18 protein-coding genes are annotated in these 17503 nt (G+C 69.8%); 6 read left to right on the forward strand and 12 right to left on the reverse strand.

The genetic code is table 11. The features are described from left to right. The first annotated feature begins 24 nt into the window (after positions 1-24). The gene (locus HMPREF1529_RS12665; RefSeq protein WP_016465094.1) at positions 25-693 is read left to right on the forward strand and encodes a hypothetical protein; all 669 of its coding nucleotides are present in this window, start codon (positions 25-27) and stop codon (positions 691-693) included. Positions 694-727: 34 nt separating this feature from the next. On the opposite strand, the gene HMPREF1529_RS12670 is transcribed toward HMPREF1529_RS12665, so the two are convergent. The 11 genes from HMPREF1529_RS12670 to HMPREF1529_RS12715 all read right to left on the reverse strand — a co-directional run bounded on the left by HMPREF1529_RS12670 (position 728) and on the right by HMPREF1529_RS12715 (position 12453). Continuing rightward, positions 728-2389: an FAD-binding dehydrogenase gene (locus HMPREF1529_RS12670; protein ID WP_016465095.1), complete on the reverse strand. Its 1662-nt coding sequence runs from the start codon at positions 2387-2389 to the stop codon at positions 728-730. A gap of 41 nt (positions 2390-2430) precedes the next feature. After that, positions 2431-2889, reverse strand: a complete 459-nt coding sequence (locus HMPREF1529_RS12675; protein WP_005050311.1) for a globin — start codon at positions 2887-2889, stop codon at positions 2431-2433. Then, positions 2886-4031 (reverse strand): mechanosensitive ion channel family protein, encoded by a 1146-nt coding sequence (locus HMPREF1529_RS12680; protein ID WP_005050312.1) that lies wholly within the window; start codon positions 4029-4031, stop codon positions 2886-2888. Before HMPREF1529_RS12680 ends, HMPREF1529_RS12675 begins: the two co-directional genes overlap by 4 nt. Before the next feature lie 10 nt (positions 4032-4041). Further along, positions 4042-4764 carry a response regulator gene (locus HMPREF1529_RS12685; protein ID WP_016465096.1) on the reverse strand — a complete coding sequence of 241 codons (723 nt, stop codon included), beginning with the start codon at positions 4762-4764 and terminating at the stop codon, positions 4042-4044. Further along, positions 4761-5099 carry a sensor histidine kinase gene (locus HMPREF1529_RS16465; RefSeq protein WP_332248134.1) on the reverse strand — a complete coding sequence of 113 codons (339 nt, stop codon included), beginning with the start codon at positions 5097-5099 and terminating at the stop codon, positions 4761-4763. Before HMPREF1529_RS16465 ends, HMPREF1529_RS12685 begins: the two co-directional genes overlap by 4 nt. Next, entirely contained in the window at positions 5012-5938 is a 927-nt protein-coding gene (locus HMPREF1529_RS12690; protein ID WP_051120864.1) for a histidine kinase dimerization/phosphoacceptor domain-containing protein, read from the reverse strand. Before HMPREF1529_RS12690 ends, HMPREF1529_RS16465 begins: the two co-directional genes overlap by 88 nt. Before the next feature lie 162 nt (positions 5939-6100). Then, positions 6101-6802 (reverse strand): ABC transporter permease subunit, encoded by a 702-nt coding sequence (locus tag HMPREF1529_RS12695; protein WP_016465098.1) that lies wholly within the window; start codon positions 6800-6802, stop codon positions 6101-6103. Continuing rightward, positions 6799-7710: an ABC transporter ATP-binding protein gene (locus tag HMPREF1529_RS12700; RefSeq protein WP_016465099.1), complete on the reverse strand. Its 912-nt coding sequence runs from the start codon at positions 7708-7710 to the stop codon at positions 6799-6801. The genes HMPREF1529_RS12695 and HMPREF1529_RS12700 overlap by 4 nt, the downstream gene beginning before the upstream one ends. A gap of 110 nt (positions 7711-7820) precedes the next feature. Further along, positions 7821-10367, reverse strand: coding sequence for an aminopeptidase N (gene pepN, locus HMPREF1529_RS12705; RefSeq protein ID WP_016465100.1), 2547 nt, complete (start codon positions 10365-10367; stop codon positions 7821-7823). A 74-nt stretch (positions 10368-10441) separates the two neighbouring features. Beyond that, the gene (locus HMPREF1529_RS12710; RefSeq protein ID WP_016465101.1) at positions 10442-12088 is read right to left on the reverse strand and encodes a SulP family inorganic anion transporter; all 1647 of its coding nucleotides are present in this window, start codon (positions 12086-12088) and stop codon (positions 10442-10444) included. Next, positions 12085-12453: an ArsR/SmtB family transcription factor gene (locus HMPREF1529_RS12715; protein ID WP_016465102.1), complete on the reverse strand. Its 369-nt coding sequence runs from the start codon at positions 12451-12453 to the stop codon at positions 12085-12087. Before HMPREF1529_RS12715 ends, HMPREF1529_RS12710 begins: the two co-directional genes overlap by 4 nt. A 68-nt stretch (positions 12454-12521) precedes the next feature. Here HMPREF1529_RS12715 and HMPREF1529_RS12720 point away from each other — a divergent pair, with 68 nt between their 5' ends. Genes HMPREF1529_RS12720 through HMPREF1529_RS12735 form a run of 4 tightly spaced genes read left to right on the forward strand, consistent with a single transcriptional unit; the run spans position 12522 to position 16282 of the window. Continuing rightward, the gene (locus HMPREF1529_RS12720) at positions 12522-13064 is read left to right on the forward strand and encodes a ribose-5-phosphate isomerase (RefSeq protein WP_016465103.1); all 543 of its coding nucleotides are present in this window, start codon (positions 12522-12524) and stop codon (positions 13062-13064) included. Then, positions 13064-14062, forward strand: coding sequence for an Fpg/Nei family DNA glycosylase (locus tag HMPREF1529_RS12725; RefSeq protein WP_016465104.1), 999 nt, complete (start codon positions 13064-13066; stop codon positions 14060-14062). The genes HMPREF1529_RS12720 and HMPREF1529_RS12725 overlap by 1 nt, the downstream gene beginning before the upstream one ends. 7 nt (positions 14063-14069) lie before the next feature. After that, positions 14070-14780: an FMN-binding negative transcriptional regulator gene (locus HMPREF1529_RS12730; protein WP_016465105.1), complete on the forward strand. Its 711-nt coding sequence runs from the start codon at positions 14070-14072 to the stop codon at positions 14778-14780. A gap of 5 nt (positions 14781-14785) precedes the next feature. After that, positions 14786-16282, forward strand: coding sequence for an amidohydrolase (locus tag HMPREF1529_RS12735; protein ID WP_036283771.1), 1497 nt, complete (start codon positions 14786-14788; stop codon positions 16280-16282). 60 nt (positions 16283-16342) lie between these two features. Here the strand turns inward: HMPREF1529_RS12735 and HMPREF1529_RS12740 are convergent, their stop codons facing one another. Then, entirely contained in the window at positions 16343-16828 is a 486-nt protein-coding gene (locus HMPREF1529_RS12740) for a Dps family protein (RefSeq protein WP_016465107.1), read from the reverse strand. A 132-nt stretch (positions 16829-16960) separates the two neighbouring features. On the opposite strand from HMPREF1529_RS12740, the gene HMPREF1529_RS12745 reads away from it, so the two are divergent. Beyond that, the gene (locus HMPREF1529_RS12745) at positions 16961-17500 is read left to right on the forward strand and encodes a gamma carbonic anhydrase family protein (protein ID WP_036283518.1); all 540 of its coding nucleotides are present in this window, start codon (positions 16961-16963) and stop codon (positions 17498-17500) included. Positions 17501-17503: the final 3 nt, after the last annotated feature.

Below are 17503 nucleotides of genomic sequence, written 5' to 3' on the forward strand. Positions count from 1 at the left end.
GTACCGCTTGATAGTTTAAGTCGGATGTCTGCACAGCTGTTGTTCCCCGACCCTTCGACGACGTCGGACGTCCTCACTTTCGCCGACCGCGCTGCGAGACTCGGTGACGGCGCTGTGCGCCTGCGTGCCGCAGGGGGGACACTCGCGCTGACGTCGGCGCCGCTCGCACCCCAGAGCCTGCTGGAGTCCACCCCGACCGTGCTGGGGATGCGGTTCGTGCGCGTCGACCCCGAACTCGAGTGCGATCTCGTCGTGGATGCCGCGTCACTCACGATCGGCGACGACCCGCGCGCGGTTGTTCTCCCCGACTCCGCCGTCACGGCACCGTGGGCGGGAGTGTCTCCGCCGCGGGGCGGCTGGGTGGAGGAGAGCGCCGTCGAGGCCGCCACACTCGCCTCGCGCGCGCAGTGGGGCATCGCGGCCGTGGCCGAAGCGGTCCCCGAGGCCGCCGGCGAAGACGTGGTCCGGCTCGTGCGCGCCCAGGTCTGGGGGGAGGTCGACGGGGAGCTGGGGCAGCTGCCGCGTGGGGTGGCGTTCGCCGCCTTCGCTCTGGGCTTCATCGCCGGTGGCGAGACGGCTGCGGTTCGGCGCAGCGGCCCGTGGACGCGGATCACTCTGCAACGCGGGCACGTGCTGACACGGACGCGCGTGCACACGGGGCTGACGGAGGTTCGGGCGACGGGCGTCGCCTGAAACGCGATCTTGCCCACCCCGCGGCGATGGCACACTAACCGGCTGCCGCCCGTCCCGCGATGCGACCGGAGAAGAGGCATCCGCCGACGAAGGTGCCCTCCAGAGCCCGGTAGCCGTGCACACCGCCGCCGCCGAAGCCCGCCGCCTCACCGGCGGCGAACAGCCCCGGGATCACGGAGCCCTGTTCGTCCAACACCCGTGCCGACAGGTCTGTCTTGATGCCCCCGAGCGACTTCCGCGTGAGGACGTGGAGCTTGACGGCGATCAGCGGTCCGTTCGCCGGGTCGAGGATCCGGTGAGGTGCGGCGGTGCGGATGAGGCGGTCGCCGCGGAACGCGCGTGCGGATCTGAGCATCGCGATCTGCGCATCCTTCGTGAAGTCGTTGGCGATCTCGCGGTCGCGCGCCTCGATCTCGCGGCGCACGAGCTCCGGGTCGAGCACCTCGCCGCCGGGAAGGGCCCGCATGCCCTCGATCAACTCGTCCAACGACCTGCGGACGACGAAATCGGCTCCCCGGTCCATGAAGGCTTTGACGGGACCTGCGGCTCCCTTGCCGAGTCGCGAACGCAGCAGCAGACGCACGTCTTTCCCGGTGAGGTCGGGATTCTGCTCGCTCCCGGAGAGCGTGAACTCCTTTTCGATGATCTTCTGCGACAGCACGAACCAGGAATGGTCATGTCCCGTGCGCCGCAGGTGCGCCAGTGTGCCGAGCGTGTCGAACCCGGGGTACAACGGCACCGGGAGGCGCGCACCCGTCGCCTCGAGCCACACCGACGACGGGCCCGGGAGAATCCGGATGCCGTGGTTCGGCCAGATCGGACTCCAGTTCTGGATGCCCTCGACGTAGTGCCACATGCGGTCCCCGTTGATCAGGTGCGCCCCGGCCGCCCGCGCGACGGGCTGCATGGACCCGTCGACGTACGCGGGGACGCCCGTGATCATCCGCGTCGGCGGCGTGCCCAATCGCGCCGGCCACTGTGCGCGGACGAGATCGTGGTTGCCGCCGATGCCGCCGGAGGACACGATCGTCGCGGCCGCGAGGATCTCGAACGAGCCGACGACGTCCCGCGACGTCTGCTCTCCTCGCGCGGCCGCTGAGGGGGCGAGCACGTCGCCGTGCGCGCCCGTCACACCCCCCGCGTGGGTCATCAGCGCCGTGACGCGGTGGCGGGGGAGGATCGTGATGCGCCCGGCCGCTTCCGCGGCCTCCACGGACGCCTGGAACGGCGCGACCAGTCCTGGGCCTGTGCCCCAGGTGATGTGGAACCGCGGCACAGAGTTTCCCGGGCCCGTCGCGTTGTATCCACCGCGCTCCGCCCATCCGACGACGGGGAAGAAGCCGACCCCCTTCTCCCTCAACCAGGCCCGCTTCTCTCCGCTCGCGAAGTCGAGGTAGGCCTCGGCCCACTGGCGCGGCCAATGATCATCGTCGCGGTCGAACTGCGCCGTGGCGAACCAGTCCTGACGGGCGAGCTCGAGGGAGTCGGAGATTCCGAGCCGTCGCTGCTCCGGAGAATCGACGAAGAACAGGCCGCCGAACGACCAGAACGCCTGGCCGCCGAGGTTGGCGCGTGGTTCCTGGTCGACGATGATCACGCGTCGCCCGGCGGCGGCCGCTTCCGTCGCGGCCACGAGCCCGGCAAGGCCCCACCCGATCACGAGCACGTCCGCCTCGTGATGCTGTGACTGTGCCATCGTCGACTCCTTCGTCGTGGTCCCGTGCCCGAGGGGGAGCGTCAGGTCGTCGGATCCGAGGGATGAAGCGGTAGCGAGGATGCCGTGGGGGTCCGTTCGGGACCGATCCCACTCGGCTCGAATGTGTTCACCATGGCATGCGCGGCGCGCTGGAGGTAGTCCCAGAGTGTGGCTTCGTGCAGCGGAGACAGCTCAAGCTCGTCGACGGCACGGCGCATGTGCGTCAACCATCGATCCCGCGCGTCCGGATTGACGTGGAAGGGCATGTGCCGCATGCGCAGACGTGGATGCCCGCGTCGTTCGCTGTACGTCGTCGGTCCGCCCCAGTACTGCTCGAGGAAGAGGGTGAGCCGCTCGGCGGCGGGGCCCAGGTCGTCCTCGGGATACATCGGCTTGAGCACGTCATCGGCGGCCACGCCGCGGTAGAAGGCATCCACGAGCCGCACGAAGGTCTCGTGCCCGCCGACCTGCGCATAGAACGTCTCCGCGTCGTCGCTCACGAACTCTCCTCATCCGTCTTCTTCGGTGTCGTCGTCGAGCCGTCCGGGGACGTCGCGGCATCCGCCCCGCCGGAGGCCGTCGGCGCGGGGGCCGCCTTTCCGCCGCGCTTGGGCTTCCAGATGCCCTTGCCGTCCGCCGTCGCGACGGGTGTCGGCCGCGTGCGCGGCGGGTTGGCGCCGCGCACGCGCTGGGCGCCCTCGAGGCCGGCCAGCATGACCGTGTTCATCGACGGAAGGGTGACGCCCATGTCGTCCATCGCCCGCTTCAGACGCATCCTCAGTTCCCGGGCGACATCGTCCTTCGCGTTGGCACGCGTCTTCATGACGAGACGGATGACGAGCGCGTCCCCGGTGATCGACTCCAGGCCCCACACCTCGGGCTGCTCGATCACGCGGGTTCGCCACTTCGGATCCTTCGCGAGGTTCTTCGCCGTGGCGAGCATGGTCTTCTCGACCTGATCGATCTCGACGTCGACCGGCAGAGCGAGGTCGATGATCACACGAGACCATCCCTGGGACATGTTGCCGATGCGGGTGATCTCGCCGTTGCGCACATACCAGAGTGTCCCGTTGACGTCCCGGACGTGCGTGATGCGGACGCTGACGTACTCCACGATGCCGGTGGCCAGACCCAGATCGACGACGTCGCCGATGCCGACCTGATCCTCGGCGACGATGAAGATGCCGTTGAGCACATCCTTGACGATGTTCTGCGCACCGAAGCCGAGGCCGGCGCCGATGGCCGCCGACAGCAGCGCGAAGGAGCCGAGCGCGCTGGGAGCGAGCACGTTGAAGGTCAGCAGGATGGCGATGGTGACGATCGCGACGTTGACGATGTTCTGCAGGATCGACCCGAGCGTGCGGGTGCGCTGCACGAGCCGCATGGCGGCGAGCGGTGAGCGCTCCAACGCCTGCGTGTCATCGACGTTGGCCTTGCTCTTGGCGCCGGAGACGATCCGGTTGACGATCCTCCGGATGACCAGGCGCAGCACCCACGAGACGATGAACGCACCGACGATGATGCCCGCGATCGTGAGGAGGTTCACGCCGGCCTCGCCCAGCCAGGTGAGGATCGCCGTCCACACCCCGGGGTCGATCACGGGGGCCGTCGCTCCGCCGCCGGAGTCAGAGAAGTACCGCATCTCCTCGATCCTAACGAGGCCGGCTCTGCCCGTTCTGGGAACCCGCGGGGGAGTCGTCGACCCACCCACCCCAATGGGCGATGATGACGGCCTGAATGCGATCTCGCGCACCCAGCTTGGCGAGCACGCGACCGACGTGGGTCTTAACTGTCGTCTCGCTGAGAAACAGCTCGCGCGCGATCTCGGCGTTCGTCAGCCCGCGCGCCAGCGCGAAGAACACGTCCTTCTCCCGAGGCGTGAGCTCGCCCACCCGCGCCTCGATGGCCGACCTCTCGGCATCGTCCACGGAGGGCGACGCGGGCGCCCGGACGCCGCGCCGACGCAGCACTTCACGGGTCACCCGCGGCGCCAGCACGGCATCGCCGGCTGCCACGGCGCGGATGGCCATCACCAGCGCGTTGCGCTCGACGTCCTTCAGCAGGAAGCCGCTGGCCCCGGCATCCAGAGCGCCGAAAGCGTACTCGTCGAGGTCGAACGTCGTGAGCACCAGCACCCGCGTCTCCGGCGCCTCGGCGACGACGCGCGCCGTCGCCGCCACACCGTCCAGGCGGGGCATGCGCACGTCCATGAGCACCACGTCCGGCCGGAGGGCGATGCACAGGGCGACGGCGTCGGCGCCGTCGGCGGCTTCGCCCACCACCGTGATGTCGTGCTCCGCGTCGAGCACCAGCCCGAACCCGAGCCGGATGAGCTGCTGGTCGTCGGCGATCACGACACGGATCGGCTCTGTCATGCCGACGTCCTCTCCGGCGGTCTCGGCACGGTCAGCCGGACACGCCACCGGCCGTCGGGCCGGCGGCCCGCCTCCGCGACGCCGCCGACGCGAGCGGCGCGCTCGTGCAGTCCGCGGATGCCGTAGCCTCCGCCGGATGCAGGCCCCTCGACCCCGTCGTTGACGACCTCGACGACCACTTCACTCGCCGTCGACGAGATGGTCACGGTCACCTCCTGCGCCGACGGCGCGTGCCGGATGACGTTGGTCAAACCCTCCTGCACCACGCGCGCGACGGCCAGGCGTACGGGGAGATCTGAAATCTCGCCACCGGTGGTCCGCAGCACGACGGGCACGCCCGCGCTTCGGGCGGCCGCGACGGCGTCACGGACGGTGTCGCCGTCGAGCGGCGCCAGCGGCGCCCGCTGGGCGTCGCCATCTCGCAGCACACCCAGCATGGCGCGCATCTGGTCGAGCGCCCCCCCCGGCCGGTCGTCGCGATCTGCGCCGTCGCTGCGCGCGCACGTGGCGCGTCATCCGTCGCCGTCGCCCCCTCAGCCAGCGCGACCATCACCGTGAGCGAGTGCGACACGACGTCATGCATCTCCCGCGCGATGCGCGCGCGCTCGGTGGCAGCGGCGAGCTGCGCCTGCTGGGCACGCTCCGCCCACAGCCGACGAGAGGTCTCCATCAAGGCGGCGACATAGCGCGCGCGATTTCCGACATTGACGCCGACCAGGCACCCGACGAGAAGTCCCACCGCGAGAGCCGCGCACCCGTTGACCGCCGTGGACCAGGGCAGCACGCCGACCAGGACGGTGACTCCGGCAGCCATCGCCGCCCCACCGACGACGATCCCCGACGCGATCCACGCGGCCGAGGACCCCGCGTACACGGCGACGGCGTAGACGGCGACGGCCGTCGTAGCCGCCCCCACACCCGCACCGGATGACACGGCGAGAACGGCGCCCACCGCCGCGAGTGAAAACGGCACCAGTGGGAGACGGCGACGCCAGAGCATCGCCACGCACGCGAGGGTGAGCACGACGACGACGATGGGACGCACCCCCGTCCACAGCCGCGCGTCGCCGGCGAAATCTTCCCGTCCTGGGGCGGGAAACGTCACCAGCGCGGTGAGAAGAGCGACGATGACGTCGGTCAGGCGAGGATGGCGCGCCCAGAAGCGGCGGATCACGCCGGGTGGACGCGGAAGCCGCAGCTCTCAGCGGTCATCTCCTCCAGCTCAGGCGTCCCGACCGCGCAGGCTCGCCCAGGCTCCGAGAAGCAGCGCGGCAGGCCATGCGGCGAGGGTCGCCACGCCTCGCAGCACGTCCTCACCACCGGCGGTGGTCGCGGACTACGCCCCCGACACCGGCAGATAGGCGCTGGCATCCACGATCCACTTCCAGCCCTCGCCGGCGAAGGAGAACATGCTGAGGACGATCGGCAGCACGAAAAGCACGCCCACGGTCGCCGCGATCGCGCCGGCACCGTTACGCACGATGAAGCCGAAGCCGAGACCGATCAACGCGAACGTCGCCATGGCGAAAACGCCCGCCAGCAGCGGGAACCACGACGTCTTGGGGTCGGACCAGTCGATCGCGGTCTTGAGGATCGGGGCCGTCGCCAGGGCGGCGATCGCGTAGGTGATCGCCGTCGTCACGGCCAGCACCACGGCCACGACGAGAGCCTTGGCGACGAGCACCGCGCCACGGCGCGGCTCCGCGGTCAGGGTGGAGCGGATCATGCCCGTGGAGTACTCGCCGGTGATGGCGATCGCTCCCAGGATGCCGGCGACGAGCATCGTGAACTGCATCGGCATGACGATGACCATCACCGGTGCGAACCCCGCGTCGAAGTCGCGCAATGCGGAGGCCATCAACAGCGAGATGCCGACGGACAGAGCGACGGTGATCGCGAGTGACCACCAGGTCGAGCGCAGCGACAGGAGCTTGAGCCACTCGCTGCGAACGACGCGGGGGAAGGTGAGGTGGTACGGCGAGCGGGGGGCAGGCGTCGGCGAGGCGGTCGATGCCGTGGGGGCGGTCGCGGTGCTCATGCGATCTCCTTCGTCTTGTACTGGACGGCGCCTTCGGTGAGCGCCATGTAGGCCTCTTCGAGCGAACCGGTTCGTGGTGTGAGCTCGTGCAGGGGGATGCCGCGCTCAGCGGCGAGGTCGCCGATCGCGCGAGCGCTGACGCCTGCGACGAGCAGTCCTCCGTCGCCGGCATCGGTCACCGTGACGTCCGGCGAGCCGAGCGCTGCGGCGAGATCGGATGCGCGCGGGGTACGGACGAGCACCTCGTTGCGCGTCCATGCCCGCACCAGCTCGGGAAGGGGCGCGTCGGCGATCACGCGTCCGCGACCGAGGACGATCACGTGGTCGGCGGTCTGCGACATCTCACTCATCAGGTGGCTCGACAGCAGCACGGTGCGGCCTTCTCCCGCCAGATGACGCACGAGCTGACGCACCCACCGCACGCCTTCGGGGTCGAGGCCGTTGACCGGCTCGTCGAGAATCAGCGTCTGCGGGTCGCCGAGAAGCGCCGCCGCGATGCCGAGTCGCTGTCCCATGCCGAGGGAGAACTTCCCTGCGCGCTTGCCCGCGACAGCCTCGAGACCGGTGAGGGCGATGACCTCGTCGACGCGCGTGTTCGCGATGCCGTGGGTCGCCGCCATGGCACGCAGGTGCCCACGCGCCGAACGCCCCGTGTGCACGGCTTTCGCATCGAGCAGCACGCCGACCTCCGTGAGCGGTGAACGACTCTGCGTGTACCGGTGCCCACCGACACTCACGCGGCCCGCCGACGGGGCGTCGAGCCCGACGATCATGCGCATGGTCGTCGACTTTCCGGCGCCATTGGGCCCGAGAAAGCCGGTCACCTGCCCGGGTCGCACCGTGAACGAGACATCGTCAACGGCGGTGGTGCTTCCGTATCTCTTCGTGAGGTTCTCAGCAACAATCATGCTTCGACGCTACGGCGACAGCGGTCGGCACCACATCCTGCGAGAGGATGAGATCAGCCGCGCACCCTCGTCCGGACGAAGGATGCGCGGCTGAGCGTGGCGGGACGCGATCAGCTGTCGGCGTCGCGCTCCTGCACAGCGAGGGCGCGCTCGACGCCCGCGAGGTTCTCGTTCACGAGTCGGCGGAGGGCCGCCGGGGCCTCGGTGTGCGAGGCGAGCCACTGACGGGTCGCGTCGCGCAACGCCAGAGAGGCGAGCGGCGCGGGATACAGCCCCGTGATGAGGTAGTTCGCGATCTGGTAGGTCCGCGACTCCCACACCGGCAGCAGCATGTCGAAGTACGGCTGGACGAACGATTCCAGCGCCGCGATGCCGGCGGGGTGCACGAATCCGAGAGCGGCGGAGCGCACGACGGTGTTCGGAAGGTCGGCGCTGTCGACGAGTGACGCCCAGGCCGCACGCTTGGCCTCGACCGTGGGCAGGGCCGCTTTCGCCTGCGCCGCGAACTCTCCGCCCTTCGCCGTGTTGTCCGCGGCCAGCGCCGCATCGATCTGCTCGGACGAGACGACGCCGCCGGCTGCCAACGACACCAGCAGCGCCCACGAGAGGTCGGCGTCGATCTCGAGTTCAGGCAACGTCAGCTCACCGCCGCGCAGAGCGCGCACCGTCTCCCACTGTGCGGCCGTCGCCGCTGCGGAGGCGAAGGCCGTGACGAACTGGAGCTGACTGTCGCTGCCCGCCTCGGCGCCCTGAGCCAGCGCCCACAGGCCGTCGGCGACGCGCACCCGCGCAGCCTCGCGCTTGTCGGGAGCGACGTACGCGTTCGCCGCGAGCTGCAGCTGCGCGAGGGTGGTGCGCACCGTCGTGGACTCGGTTTCGGCGCCGATGTTGCGCAGGACCAGATCGATGTAATCGGATGCCGACGCCTCGGCATCCCGTGTCTGATCCCAGGCCGCACCCCACACGAGCGAGCGCGCCAGCGGATCGCTGATACCGGCGAGGTGGTCGATCGCGGTGGTCAGCGAGCGCGGGTCGAGACGGATCTTCGCGTAGGCGAGGTCCTCGTCGTTCAGGAGGATGAGGTCGGGCTGACGCTCGCCGACGAGTTCGGGCACCTCCGTGAGGTCGCCATCGACGTCGAGCTCGATGTGGCGTGTGCGCACGAGTGCCCCACCCTCGAGCGCGTAGAAGCCGACGCCGAGGCGATGCGGACGGATCGTCGGGTAATCGGCAGGCGCGGTCTGCACGATGGCGAACCGTGAGATGACGCCGTCATCGCCCACGCGCAGCTCGGGTGCCAGCGTGTTGACGCCTGCGGTCTCGAGCCACTTCTGCGACCAGCCGGACAGGTCGCGGCCGCTCGTGGCCTCCAGCTCGACCAGCAGGTCGGACAGCTCGGTGTTGCCGAACGCGTGCTTCTGGAAGTACTGACCGACGCCGGCGAAGAAGGCGTCGATGCCCACCCACGCCGCCAGCTGCTTCAGCACGGAGCCACCCTTGGCGTAGGTGATGCCGTCGAAGTTGACCTGCACGTCTTCGAGGTCGTTGATCGTGGCGACGACCGGGTGCGTGGAGGGCAGCTGGTCCTGGCGGTACGCCCAGGTCTTCTCCATCGCGTTGAAGGTCGTCCACGCCTCGGTCCACTCGGTCGCCTCCGCGGTGGCGATCGTCGACGCCCACTCGGCGAAGGACTCGTTGAGCCAGAGGTCGTTCCACCACTTCATGGTCACCAGGTCGCCGAACCACATGTGCGCCAGCTCGTGCAGGATCGTGACGACGCGGCGCTCCTTGACGGCGTCGGTCACCTTGCTGCGGAACACGTACGTCTCGGTGAACGTCACGGCCCCGGCGTTCTCCATCGCGCCGGCGTTGAACTCGGGGACGAAGAGCTGGTCATACTTGGCGAAGGGATAGGGGACGCCGAACTTCTCCTCGTAGTACGCGAACCCCTCACGCGTCTTGTCGAAGATGTACTCGGCATCCAGGTGCTTCCAGAGGCTCTTTCGGCCGTAGACGCCGAGCGGGATGACGGCGCCCGAGGCGCTGGTCAGCTCACTGAAGGTCGCTTCGTACGGGCCGGCGACGATGGCGGTGATGTAGGACGAGATCCGCGGGGTGGGCTCGAACGCCCAGATCGCGGCGCCGCCATCGCCGGCCACCGGCTCGGGCGTGGGGGAGTTGGAGATCACCTTCCATGCGGCGGGTGCCGTGACGGTGAAGCGGAACGTCGCCTTCAGATCGGGCTGCTCGAACACGGCGAACACACGACGGGAGTCGGGAACCTCGAACTGCGAGTAGAGGTAGACCTCGCCGTCGACCGGGTCGACGAAGCGGTGCAGGCCCTCGCCGGTGTTGGTGTACAGGCAGTCGGCATCGACGATCAGCTCGTTCTGGGCGCGCAGACCCTCCAGCACGATGCGAGAGTCGCCGAAGGCGGACGTGTCCACGGGGGTGCCGTTGAGCGTGATCTCGCGGACGTCGCGGGCGATCAGGTCGATGAACGTCGACGCACCTTCGGTGGCGCCGAAACGCACGACCGTGCGTGAGCCGAACACCTCCGCCCCACGGGTGAGATCGAGCGCGATGTCATACGACTGCGTGTCGACGATCGCGCGGCGCTCCTGCGCCTCGATGCGGGTGAGGTTCTCTCCAGGCACTGCGGTACTCCCGTGGGTGAGGGGTGGGGTCTGAACCATCCGGCACTGCTGGCGCCGACGGCAACCCATCCAGCCTACGCGGTCGTCGTTTCACGCTGCACGTGGCTGCGGGCGTGTGCGATGGCGGAGGGGAGGTCGGTGAACAGGTGGTTGTGGTGGCGCAGGGCGGCGAGCACGCCCACCGTGCGGAACAGGTCCTCGTGTCGGGGCTGCACGCCCTTGATGAGCACGGTGATGCCGCGGCGCTCCAGCGTCTGCGTGATCTCGCCGAGCATGTGCGCCCCCGTCGCATCGACCAGTTCCAGCTGACTCATCCGCATGATGACGACCGACACGTCGCGAACCGCGTCGACTTCGGCCGACACCCGATCAGCGGAGGTGAACGACAGTGGCCCGTCGAAGCGCAGGATCGCGATCCGTTCGTCGCCCGGTTGCGTCTGTCCGCGCACGTCTTCGCGCCGCACCTGCGACGCCTGCGACATGCCGCGCAGCGCGAAGAAGCCCGCGAAGGCGACGCCGATCACGACCGCGACGATCAGATCGAACGAGACGGTGATGACCGCCGTGCCGACGAAGGCCACGGCATCCGCTCGCGTGGAGCGCAGGATGGCGCGGACGGTGTCGAGATGCACCATCCGGACGGCCGTGACCATGAGCACGCCCGCGAGGGCTGCCAGCGGGATCTGCCCGACGGGGCCGGCGGCCACGAGCACGACCAGCAGCAGAACGACGGCATGCGTCACCGCGGCCAGGCGACTGCGCCCACCCGATCGCACGTTGACGGCGGTCCGTGCGATCGCGCCGGTCGCCGGCATCCCGCCGAACAGGGACGAACCGATCGATGCGAGCCCCTGCCCGATCAGCTCCCGATCCGGGTCATAGGTCCCCGTGTCACCCAAGCTCGCGGCGACGCGCGCCGACAGGAGCGACTCGATGGCCGCGAGCGCCGCGACCGTCGCGGCCGGCGCCGCCAGAGCGCCGAGGCTGGAGAGATCGATCGCCGGCAGCGCGGGAGCGGGCAGTGTGCCGGGGAGTGCACCGATCCGGGCCAACGGGGCGCCGACGACGAGGGCCACGACGGCGACGACGACGATGCCGACCAGAGACCCGGGCACACTGCGGTGCAGCCGGGGCGCACCCCACATGCATGCCGTGACGACGGCCACGGCTCCCAGCGCCCACGCGGCATACGCAGGGTCGAGAGCGGCGAAGGCCTGCACGGCCGCGACGATCGCGTTGGAGCTGTGCTCGCTCGCACCGGCGACGTGGGAAGACACGAGCGCGGGGATCTGCTGGGCGAAGATGATCACCGCGATGCCGAGCGTGAACCCCTCGATGACGGGCCACGGGATGAAGGAGACGGCGCGCCCCAGCCGGAGCACGCCGGCAAGGACCACCAGAATGCCCGCCAGGAGGGTCACCACCACGACGGCGCCCGGCCCGTGGCTGGCCACGATCGGAACCAGGACGACGACCATCGCCCCGGTGGGCCCGGACACCTGCACGTGCGAGCCGCCGAAGACCGCGGCGATCACGCCGGCCACGACGGCCGTCACCAGGCCCGCCTCCGCGCTGAGACCCGAGCTCACACCGAAACCCAGCGCCAGCGGGAGCGCGACGATGCCGACGGTCACCCCAGCGACGAGGTCACCGCGCCACGTGCGCCGCAGCCCCGCGTAGTCCCGACGCGAGGGCAGCAGGTTGCGGATCCGGGCGTTCACGAGCGCGCCGCAGGCAGAGCGGGCAGGGACTGCGCATCGACGAGAAGCTCGCCATCCGCGCTCAGGATGCCGAGAAGCAGCTCACGAGCCGCGGTCAGCAGGTCCGCGACGCGGGGATCGGCCAACCGATAGTAGACGTGGCTGGCGCGACGCTCGGACTCGACGAGCCGGTGACGGCGCAGCACGGAGAGGTGCTGCGACAGATGCGAAGCCTCCAGGCCCGTTTCGGACTGGAGGTCCGCGACGCGGACCTCCTCAGCCCCTGCGAGCAGTTCGAGAAGACGGATGCGGAGGGGATGCGCCAGCCCCTTGAACAGGTTCGCCTTGACCTCGTAGAGGGGGCGCTGGCTCTGAGTGAATGGCATGATAAAGCCATCATATCGTCTCTTCGCGCGCCGCCGCAGGGACCCCGGGGGCTCCCTAGGATGGGGGCATGCGCATCCACATCGCCACCGATCATGCGGGTCTCGAGTTCTCGACGCAGCTGCAGCATCACCTTGCGGAGCAGGGCCACGACGTCGTGGACCACGGGCCGATCGAGTACGACCCGCTCGATGACTATCCCGCCTTCTGCATCCGTGCCGCCCAGGCCGTCGTCCGCGATCAGGCCGCCGGGATCGAGACGCTGGGCGTCGTCTTCGGCGGGTCGGGAAACGGCGAGCAGATCGCGGCGAACAAGGTGCGCGGTGTCCGCGCCGCCCTCGTCTGGAGCATCGCGACCGCGGAGCTGGCGCGTGAGCACAACGACGCCAACGTGATCTCCATCGGAGCCCGTCAGCACACCGTCGACGAGGCCATCGCCTTCATCGACCGTTTCATCGCCACCCCGTTCTCGGGGGAGGAGCGCCACGCGCGCCGCATCGCCCAGCTGGCGGCGTTCGAGCACGACGGCAGTCTCCTTCCCGACCCGCGGGCAGCGGTGCCCGCGCCGGCGGGTGGCGAGTCCGTCGACGCGATGGATCCCGAAGCCGGCTGATGCCCGAGGGACACTCCGTACACCGCATCGCCCGCCAGTTCGATCGAAACATCGTCGGACGCGAGGTCTCGGCATCCAGTCCGCAGGGCCGCTTCGCCGAGGGCGCCGCGGTCATCGACGGCCGCGAAGCGATCGAGGTGCGCGCTGTCGGCAAGCAGATGTTCCTCGCCTTCGACGGAGACGTCTGGCTCCGGGTGCACCTCGGCATGTACGGCGCGTGGGACTTCGCGGGCGAAATCGAGATCGATCCCACGATCGCCTCGGCCAACGGGCGCATGGGACAGACCAATCAGCGCGGGACCGATCTGGACGCCGTCTACGACGCCGCGGGCGAGAACTCCCTGAGCTCGATCGGCGCGCCGCGCAAGACCCGCGTGCATGTGCGGATGAGTGAGCAGACGCGCGGCCTGGAGGGCGCCGACGACGCCGAGTGGCCGCCACCGGTCGTCGGCCAGGTCCGGCTGCGACTGCTCACCGCCGTCACGTCCGCGGATCTGCGCGGCCCCACCGCCTGCGAGCTGCAGACTCCGGACGACGTGCAGGCGACGATCGCGAAGCTCGGACCCGACCCTCTGGTCGATGATCTCGCCGAGGGCGAGGAACGCTTCGTCGCGGCCGTCCGCCGCAAGCCCACGCCGATCGGTCTGCTGCTCATGGACCAATCCGTCGTCAGCGGCATCGGGAACGTCTATCGGGCGGAGTTGCTGTACCGCGCCCTGCTCGACCCGCACACGCCGGGAAAGCTGGTTCCCGAAGAGCTCGTGCGACAGCTCTGGCGCGACTGGTCGCGACTGCTCGTGATCGGGGTCGAGACGGGCCAGATGATGACCATGGACGACCTCGACGCCGAGGCCTACCGGCGCGCCATGGCGAGCCGCGACGATCGACACTGGGTCTACCACCGGGCAGGGCTGCCGTGTCGCATCTGCGGCACCGAGATCGTCCTCGAGGAGATGGCCGCCCGAAAGCTCTACTGGTGCCCGAACTGCCAGAAGTGAAACACCGATGAGACAGAACCCCAGCTTCACCATGACCGACGTCGCCGAGCTGCGGCGCATCCTCGACGAGAACCCCTGGATGACGCTCGTGAGCCAGGGACCCGACGGTCTGGTCGCCTCGCACTACGCCGTGCTGTTGGACGAGGACCGCGACGACCTCACCGTCGTCGGCCACGTCGGCAGGCCCGACGATGCGATCCACGGCCTCGGGCAGCACGAGCTGCTGGTCATCGCGCAAGGGCCCCACGGGTACATCTCTCCGCAGTGGTACCTCCCGGGACCCAACGTCCCGACCTGGAACTACGTTGCCGTGCACCTGTCCGGCATCCCCGAGATCCTCACCCCCGACGAGAACCTCCGGGTGCTGGAGAGACTGGTGGCAAGGTTCGAGAGCGCCCTGCCGCAGCCGCGGCTGATGTGGCAGCCGCCGAACGATGAGGAGTTCGTCCGGCGACTGGAGCGCGGCACCGTGGGCTTCCGGCTGACGCCCACAAAGGTGGCGGCCAAGCGCAAGCTCAGCCAGAACAAGCCCGACGCGACCGTCGACGAGGTCATCGTGCAGTTGGAGGCCGGCAGCCCTTACGCCGATCCGCGGCTGGCGGGGGAGATGCGCCGCGCGCACGACGCTCTCCGGGCCGCGCGTGGTGCACAACTCCGCCTGAACGGGCCGGGAGAGGCCTCACGTGCGCCGTCGACGCGTCCTGAGGAGGAGTTGTGAACGGGATGCCGCCGCGAGGCGCGACCGTCGACGTCATCGCCAATGCCCGCCTCACCGGTGCCGACCGGCTCGACCCGTTCGGTGACGACCCGGTCGACGTCCACCTCGCCCAGGGGCGGATCGTCGACATCGCCCCGGTGCGTGCCCTTCCCCGACGCGGAGAGGTGCTCGACGCGGATGGCGGCTGGGTGATCCCGGGGCTCTGGGATCACCACGTGCACACCGTCCAGTGGGCACTCGTGGCGCAGCGCGTGGCGCTGGGCTCGGTGGGCTCGGCCGCCGAGGCCGCCGCTCTGATGGCCGGTGCGGCGCCGCTCGGCGACGGGAGACGTGTCGGCACCGGCTTTCGCGATGCGCTGTGGCCCGACGAGATGACCCTCGCGGCTCTCGACGCGGCGACCGGCGATGTGCCCACGTACCTGATCAACGCCGACGTGCACAGCGTGTGGCTCAACACCGCGGCGTTGCGACGCGAGGGCTTCACGGCCGATGAGAGCGGTGTGCTGCGGGAAGAACCCGCGTTCGAGATCTCCCGTCGACTGAACGCCGCCGATCCTCTCGTCGGCGACCGGCTGGTGACGGCGGCACTCGACGACGCCGCCGCGCGCGGGATCGTGGGCATCGTCGATCTCGACATGGCGTGGAACGCGGATGCGTGGCGCCGCCGCCTGGATGCCGGGTTCGACGCCGCCCGCGTCCGCTTCGGCATCTATCCGGCGCAGCTCGACCGCGCCCTGGCGGAGGGGCTGGCGTCGGGCGATGCGCTGGATCGGGCGGGGCTCGTCCGCGTCGGCCCGCTGAAGATCATCACCGACGGCTCGCTCGGCACCCGCACGGCAGCATGCTCGCACCCCTATCCCGGCGACCCCCACAACCACGGGCTGCTCACCGTGCCCCCGGAGACGCTCGCGGAGCTGATGACCCGCGCCACCGGGGGAGGGCTGGCGTGCGCCGTGCACGCCATCGGCGACGTCGCGAATTCGCACGCGCTCGACGCGTTCGCGACCACCGGTGCGGCCGGCACCATCGAGCACGCACAGCTGGTCGCCCACGCCGACATCCCCCGCTTCGCGCGCCTCGGAGTCGGTGCCAGCGTGCAGCCGGAGCACGCGATCGATGACCGCGACATGACCGACACGATCTGGGCGACGCAGACCGGCATCCCGTACGCGCTGCGTTCGCTGGCGGCATCCGGCGCCAACCTCTTCTTCGGATCCGATGCGCCCGTCGCCCCGCTGGATCCGTGGGCAGCGATGGCTGCCGCCGTGTTCCGGACCCGCGACGGGCGCCCGGCCTGGCGCCCCGAAGAAGGCGTGGATGCCGCGACCGCCCTCGCCGCCTCCACCGACGGCGGATCGCACACCGGCTCGGCCCTGTTCCCCGGCGACGTGGCCGATCTCGTCGTGGTCGACCGCGACCCGCTGCGCGCCGCCGAGGCGAGCCTGCGCGCGACAGTCGCCCAGGCGACCATGATCGAGGGACGTCTCACGCACGTGTCATGAGCCCCGACGAACAACGAACGCCCCGGGATCTCCTCCCGGGGCGTTCGTGTCGAGCCGTGATTACGCGGCGAGGTGGGCCGAGAGGAACCAGCGGTCCTTCTCGAGGCCGGCCTTGATGGCGATCGCGACATCCTGGCTGGTGAGGTCGGTCTCGTCGAGTCCGTCGATCGCGGCCTGCACGTCGGAGATGACGGCATCCATATCCGAGACGATGGCGACGATCTCGTCCTGCCACTGCGCGAAGCCGGCCGGCACCGAGGTGGCGCCGGTCTTCTCGGCGACCGTGGACACGCGCGCGTCGACAGGCAGACCGAGGGCGACGATGCGCTCCGCTGCGAGGTCGGCGAAGCCCTGAGCGTTGCTGACGATCTGGTCGAGGAGCTCGTGGATCGCGATGAAGTTCGCGCCGCGCACGTTCCAGTGCGCCTGCTTGCCGTTGACGGCCAGGGCCTGCAGTCCGAGCACGACGGGCGTCAGGAACTGGGCGGTGCCGGCGGCCGCCTCGGGGCCGGCAGCGGTCATGGAAATGTTCTGCGTCTTGGTCATGATCTCGTCTCCGTTCGTCGGGGTTCTCCCACGTTGATGACAACGCTACCGAGCGCCCTGCATTCCGCAAGGTAGAGAAGGCTGGGCTTACGGATGGGCCGTGAATATGCCGCAGCGACTATCGTCGGCCACATGACGATCGCCGACGACGCCTCGATTCTGTCCATCCCGGCCGGTCGGCCGGTCGTACACGCGACCGCGTTCGTCGCCTCCGGCGCACGCCTGGTCGGCGACGTCACCCTCGAAGAGGGCGCAAGCGTCTGGTACAACGCTGTCGTCCGCGGCGACAGCGCTTCGATCACGCTGGGAGCCGGAAGCAACCTGCAGGACAACGTCTCGGTGCACGTGGATGCCGAGCACCCCGTGGTCATCGGGCGGGACGTGTCGGTGGGCCACAACGCCGTGGTGCACGGGTGCACGATCGGCGATGGCTCGCTGATCGGCATGGGCAGCGTGGTGCTGTCGGGTGCGGTCATCGGCTCGGGGTGCCTGATCGCCGGAGGAGCGGTCGTGCTCGAAGGGTCCGTCATCCCGGAGGGATCGCTGGTTGCCGGAGTGCCCGCAAAAGTCCGCCGCGAGCTCACCGACGAGGAGAAAGCGGGGATCCTCCGCAACGCCCAGATCTACCGCGCGCACTCGGCAGCCCACGCCACGGCATCCGACGCGCGGTGAGGT

Origin of the sequence: Microbacterium sp. oral taxon 186 str. F0373 (assembly GCF_000411455.1) — a bacterium.
Lineage (GTDB): Bacteria > Actinomycetota > Actinomycetes > Actinomycetales > Microbacteriaceae > Microbacterium.

Bases quoted from the DNA above. Each gene is read 5' to 3' on its own strand.
- HMPREF1529_RS12665 (WP_016465094.1), top strand. From the start codon at position 25: ATGTCTGCACAGCTGTTGTTCCCCGACCCTTCGACGACGTCGGACGTC.
- HMPREF1529_RS12670 (WP_016465095.1), bottom strand. From the start codon at position 2,389: ATGGCACAGTCACAGCATCACGAGGCGGACGTGCTCGTGATCGGGTGG.
- HMPREF1529_RS12680 (WP_005050312.1), bottom strand. From the start codon at position 4,031: ATGCGGTACTTCTCTGACTCCGGCGGCGGAGCGACGGCCCCCGTGATC.
- HMPREF1529_RS12685 (WP_016465096.1), bottom strand. From the start codon at position 4,764: ATGACAGAGCCGATCCGTGTCGTGATCGCCGACGACCAGCAGCTCATC.
- HMPREF1529_RS12695 (WP_016465098.1), bottom strand. From the start codon at position 6,802: ATGAGCACCGCGACCGCCCCCACGGCATCGACCGCCTCGCCGACGCCT.
- HMPREF1529_RS12700 (WP_016465099.1), bottom strand. From the start codon at position 7,710: ATGATTGTTGCTGAGAACCTCACGAAGAGATACGGAAGCACCACCGCC.
- HMPREF1529_RS12715 (WP_016465102.1), bottom strand. From the start codon at position 12,453: ATGCCATTCACTCAGAGCCAGCGCCCCCTCTACGAGGTCAAGGCGAAC.
- HMPREF1529_RS12720 (WP_016465103.1), top strand. From the start codon at position 12,522: ATGCGCATCCACATCGCCACCGATCATGCGGGTCTCGAGTTCTCGACG.
- HMPREF1529_RS12725 (WP_016465104.1), top strand. From the start codon at position 13,064: ATGCCCGAGGGACACTCCGTACACCGCATCGCCCGCCAGTTCGATCGA.
- HMPREF1529_RS12730 (WP_016465105.1), top strand. From the start codon at position 14,070: ATGAGACAGAACCCCAGCTTCACCATGACCGACGTCGCCGAGCTGCGG.
- HMPREF1529_RS12735 (WP_036283771.1), top strand. From the start codon at position 14,786: ATGCCGCCGCGAGGCGCGACCGTCGACGTCATCGCCAATGCCCGCCTC.
- HMPREF1529_RS12740 (WP_016465107.1), bottom strand. From the start codon at position 16,828: ATGACCAAGACGCAGAACATTTCCATGACCGCTGCCGGCCCCGAGGCG.
- HMPREF1529_RS12745 (WP_036283518.1), top strand. From the start codon at position 16,961: ATGACGATCGCCGACGACGCCTCGATTCTGTCCATCCCGGCCGGTCGG.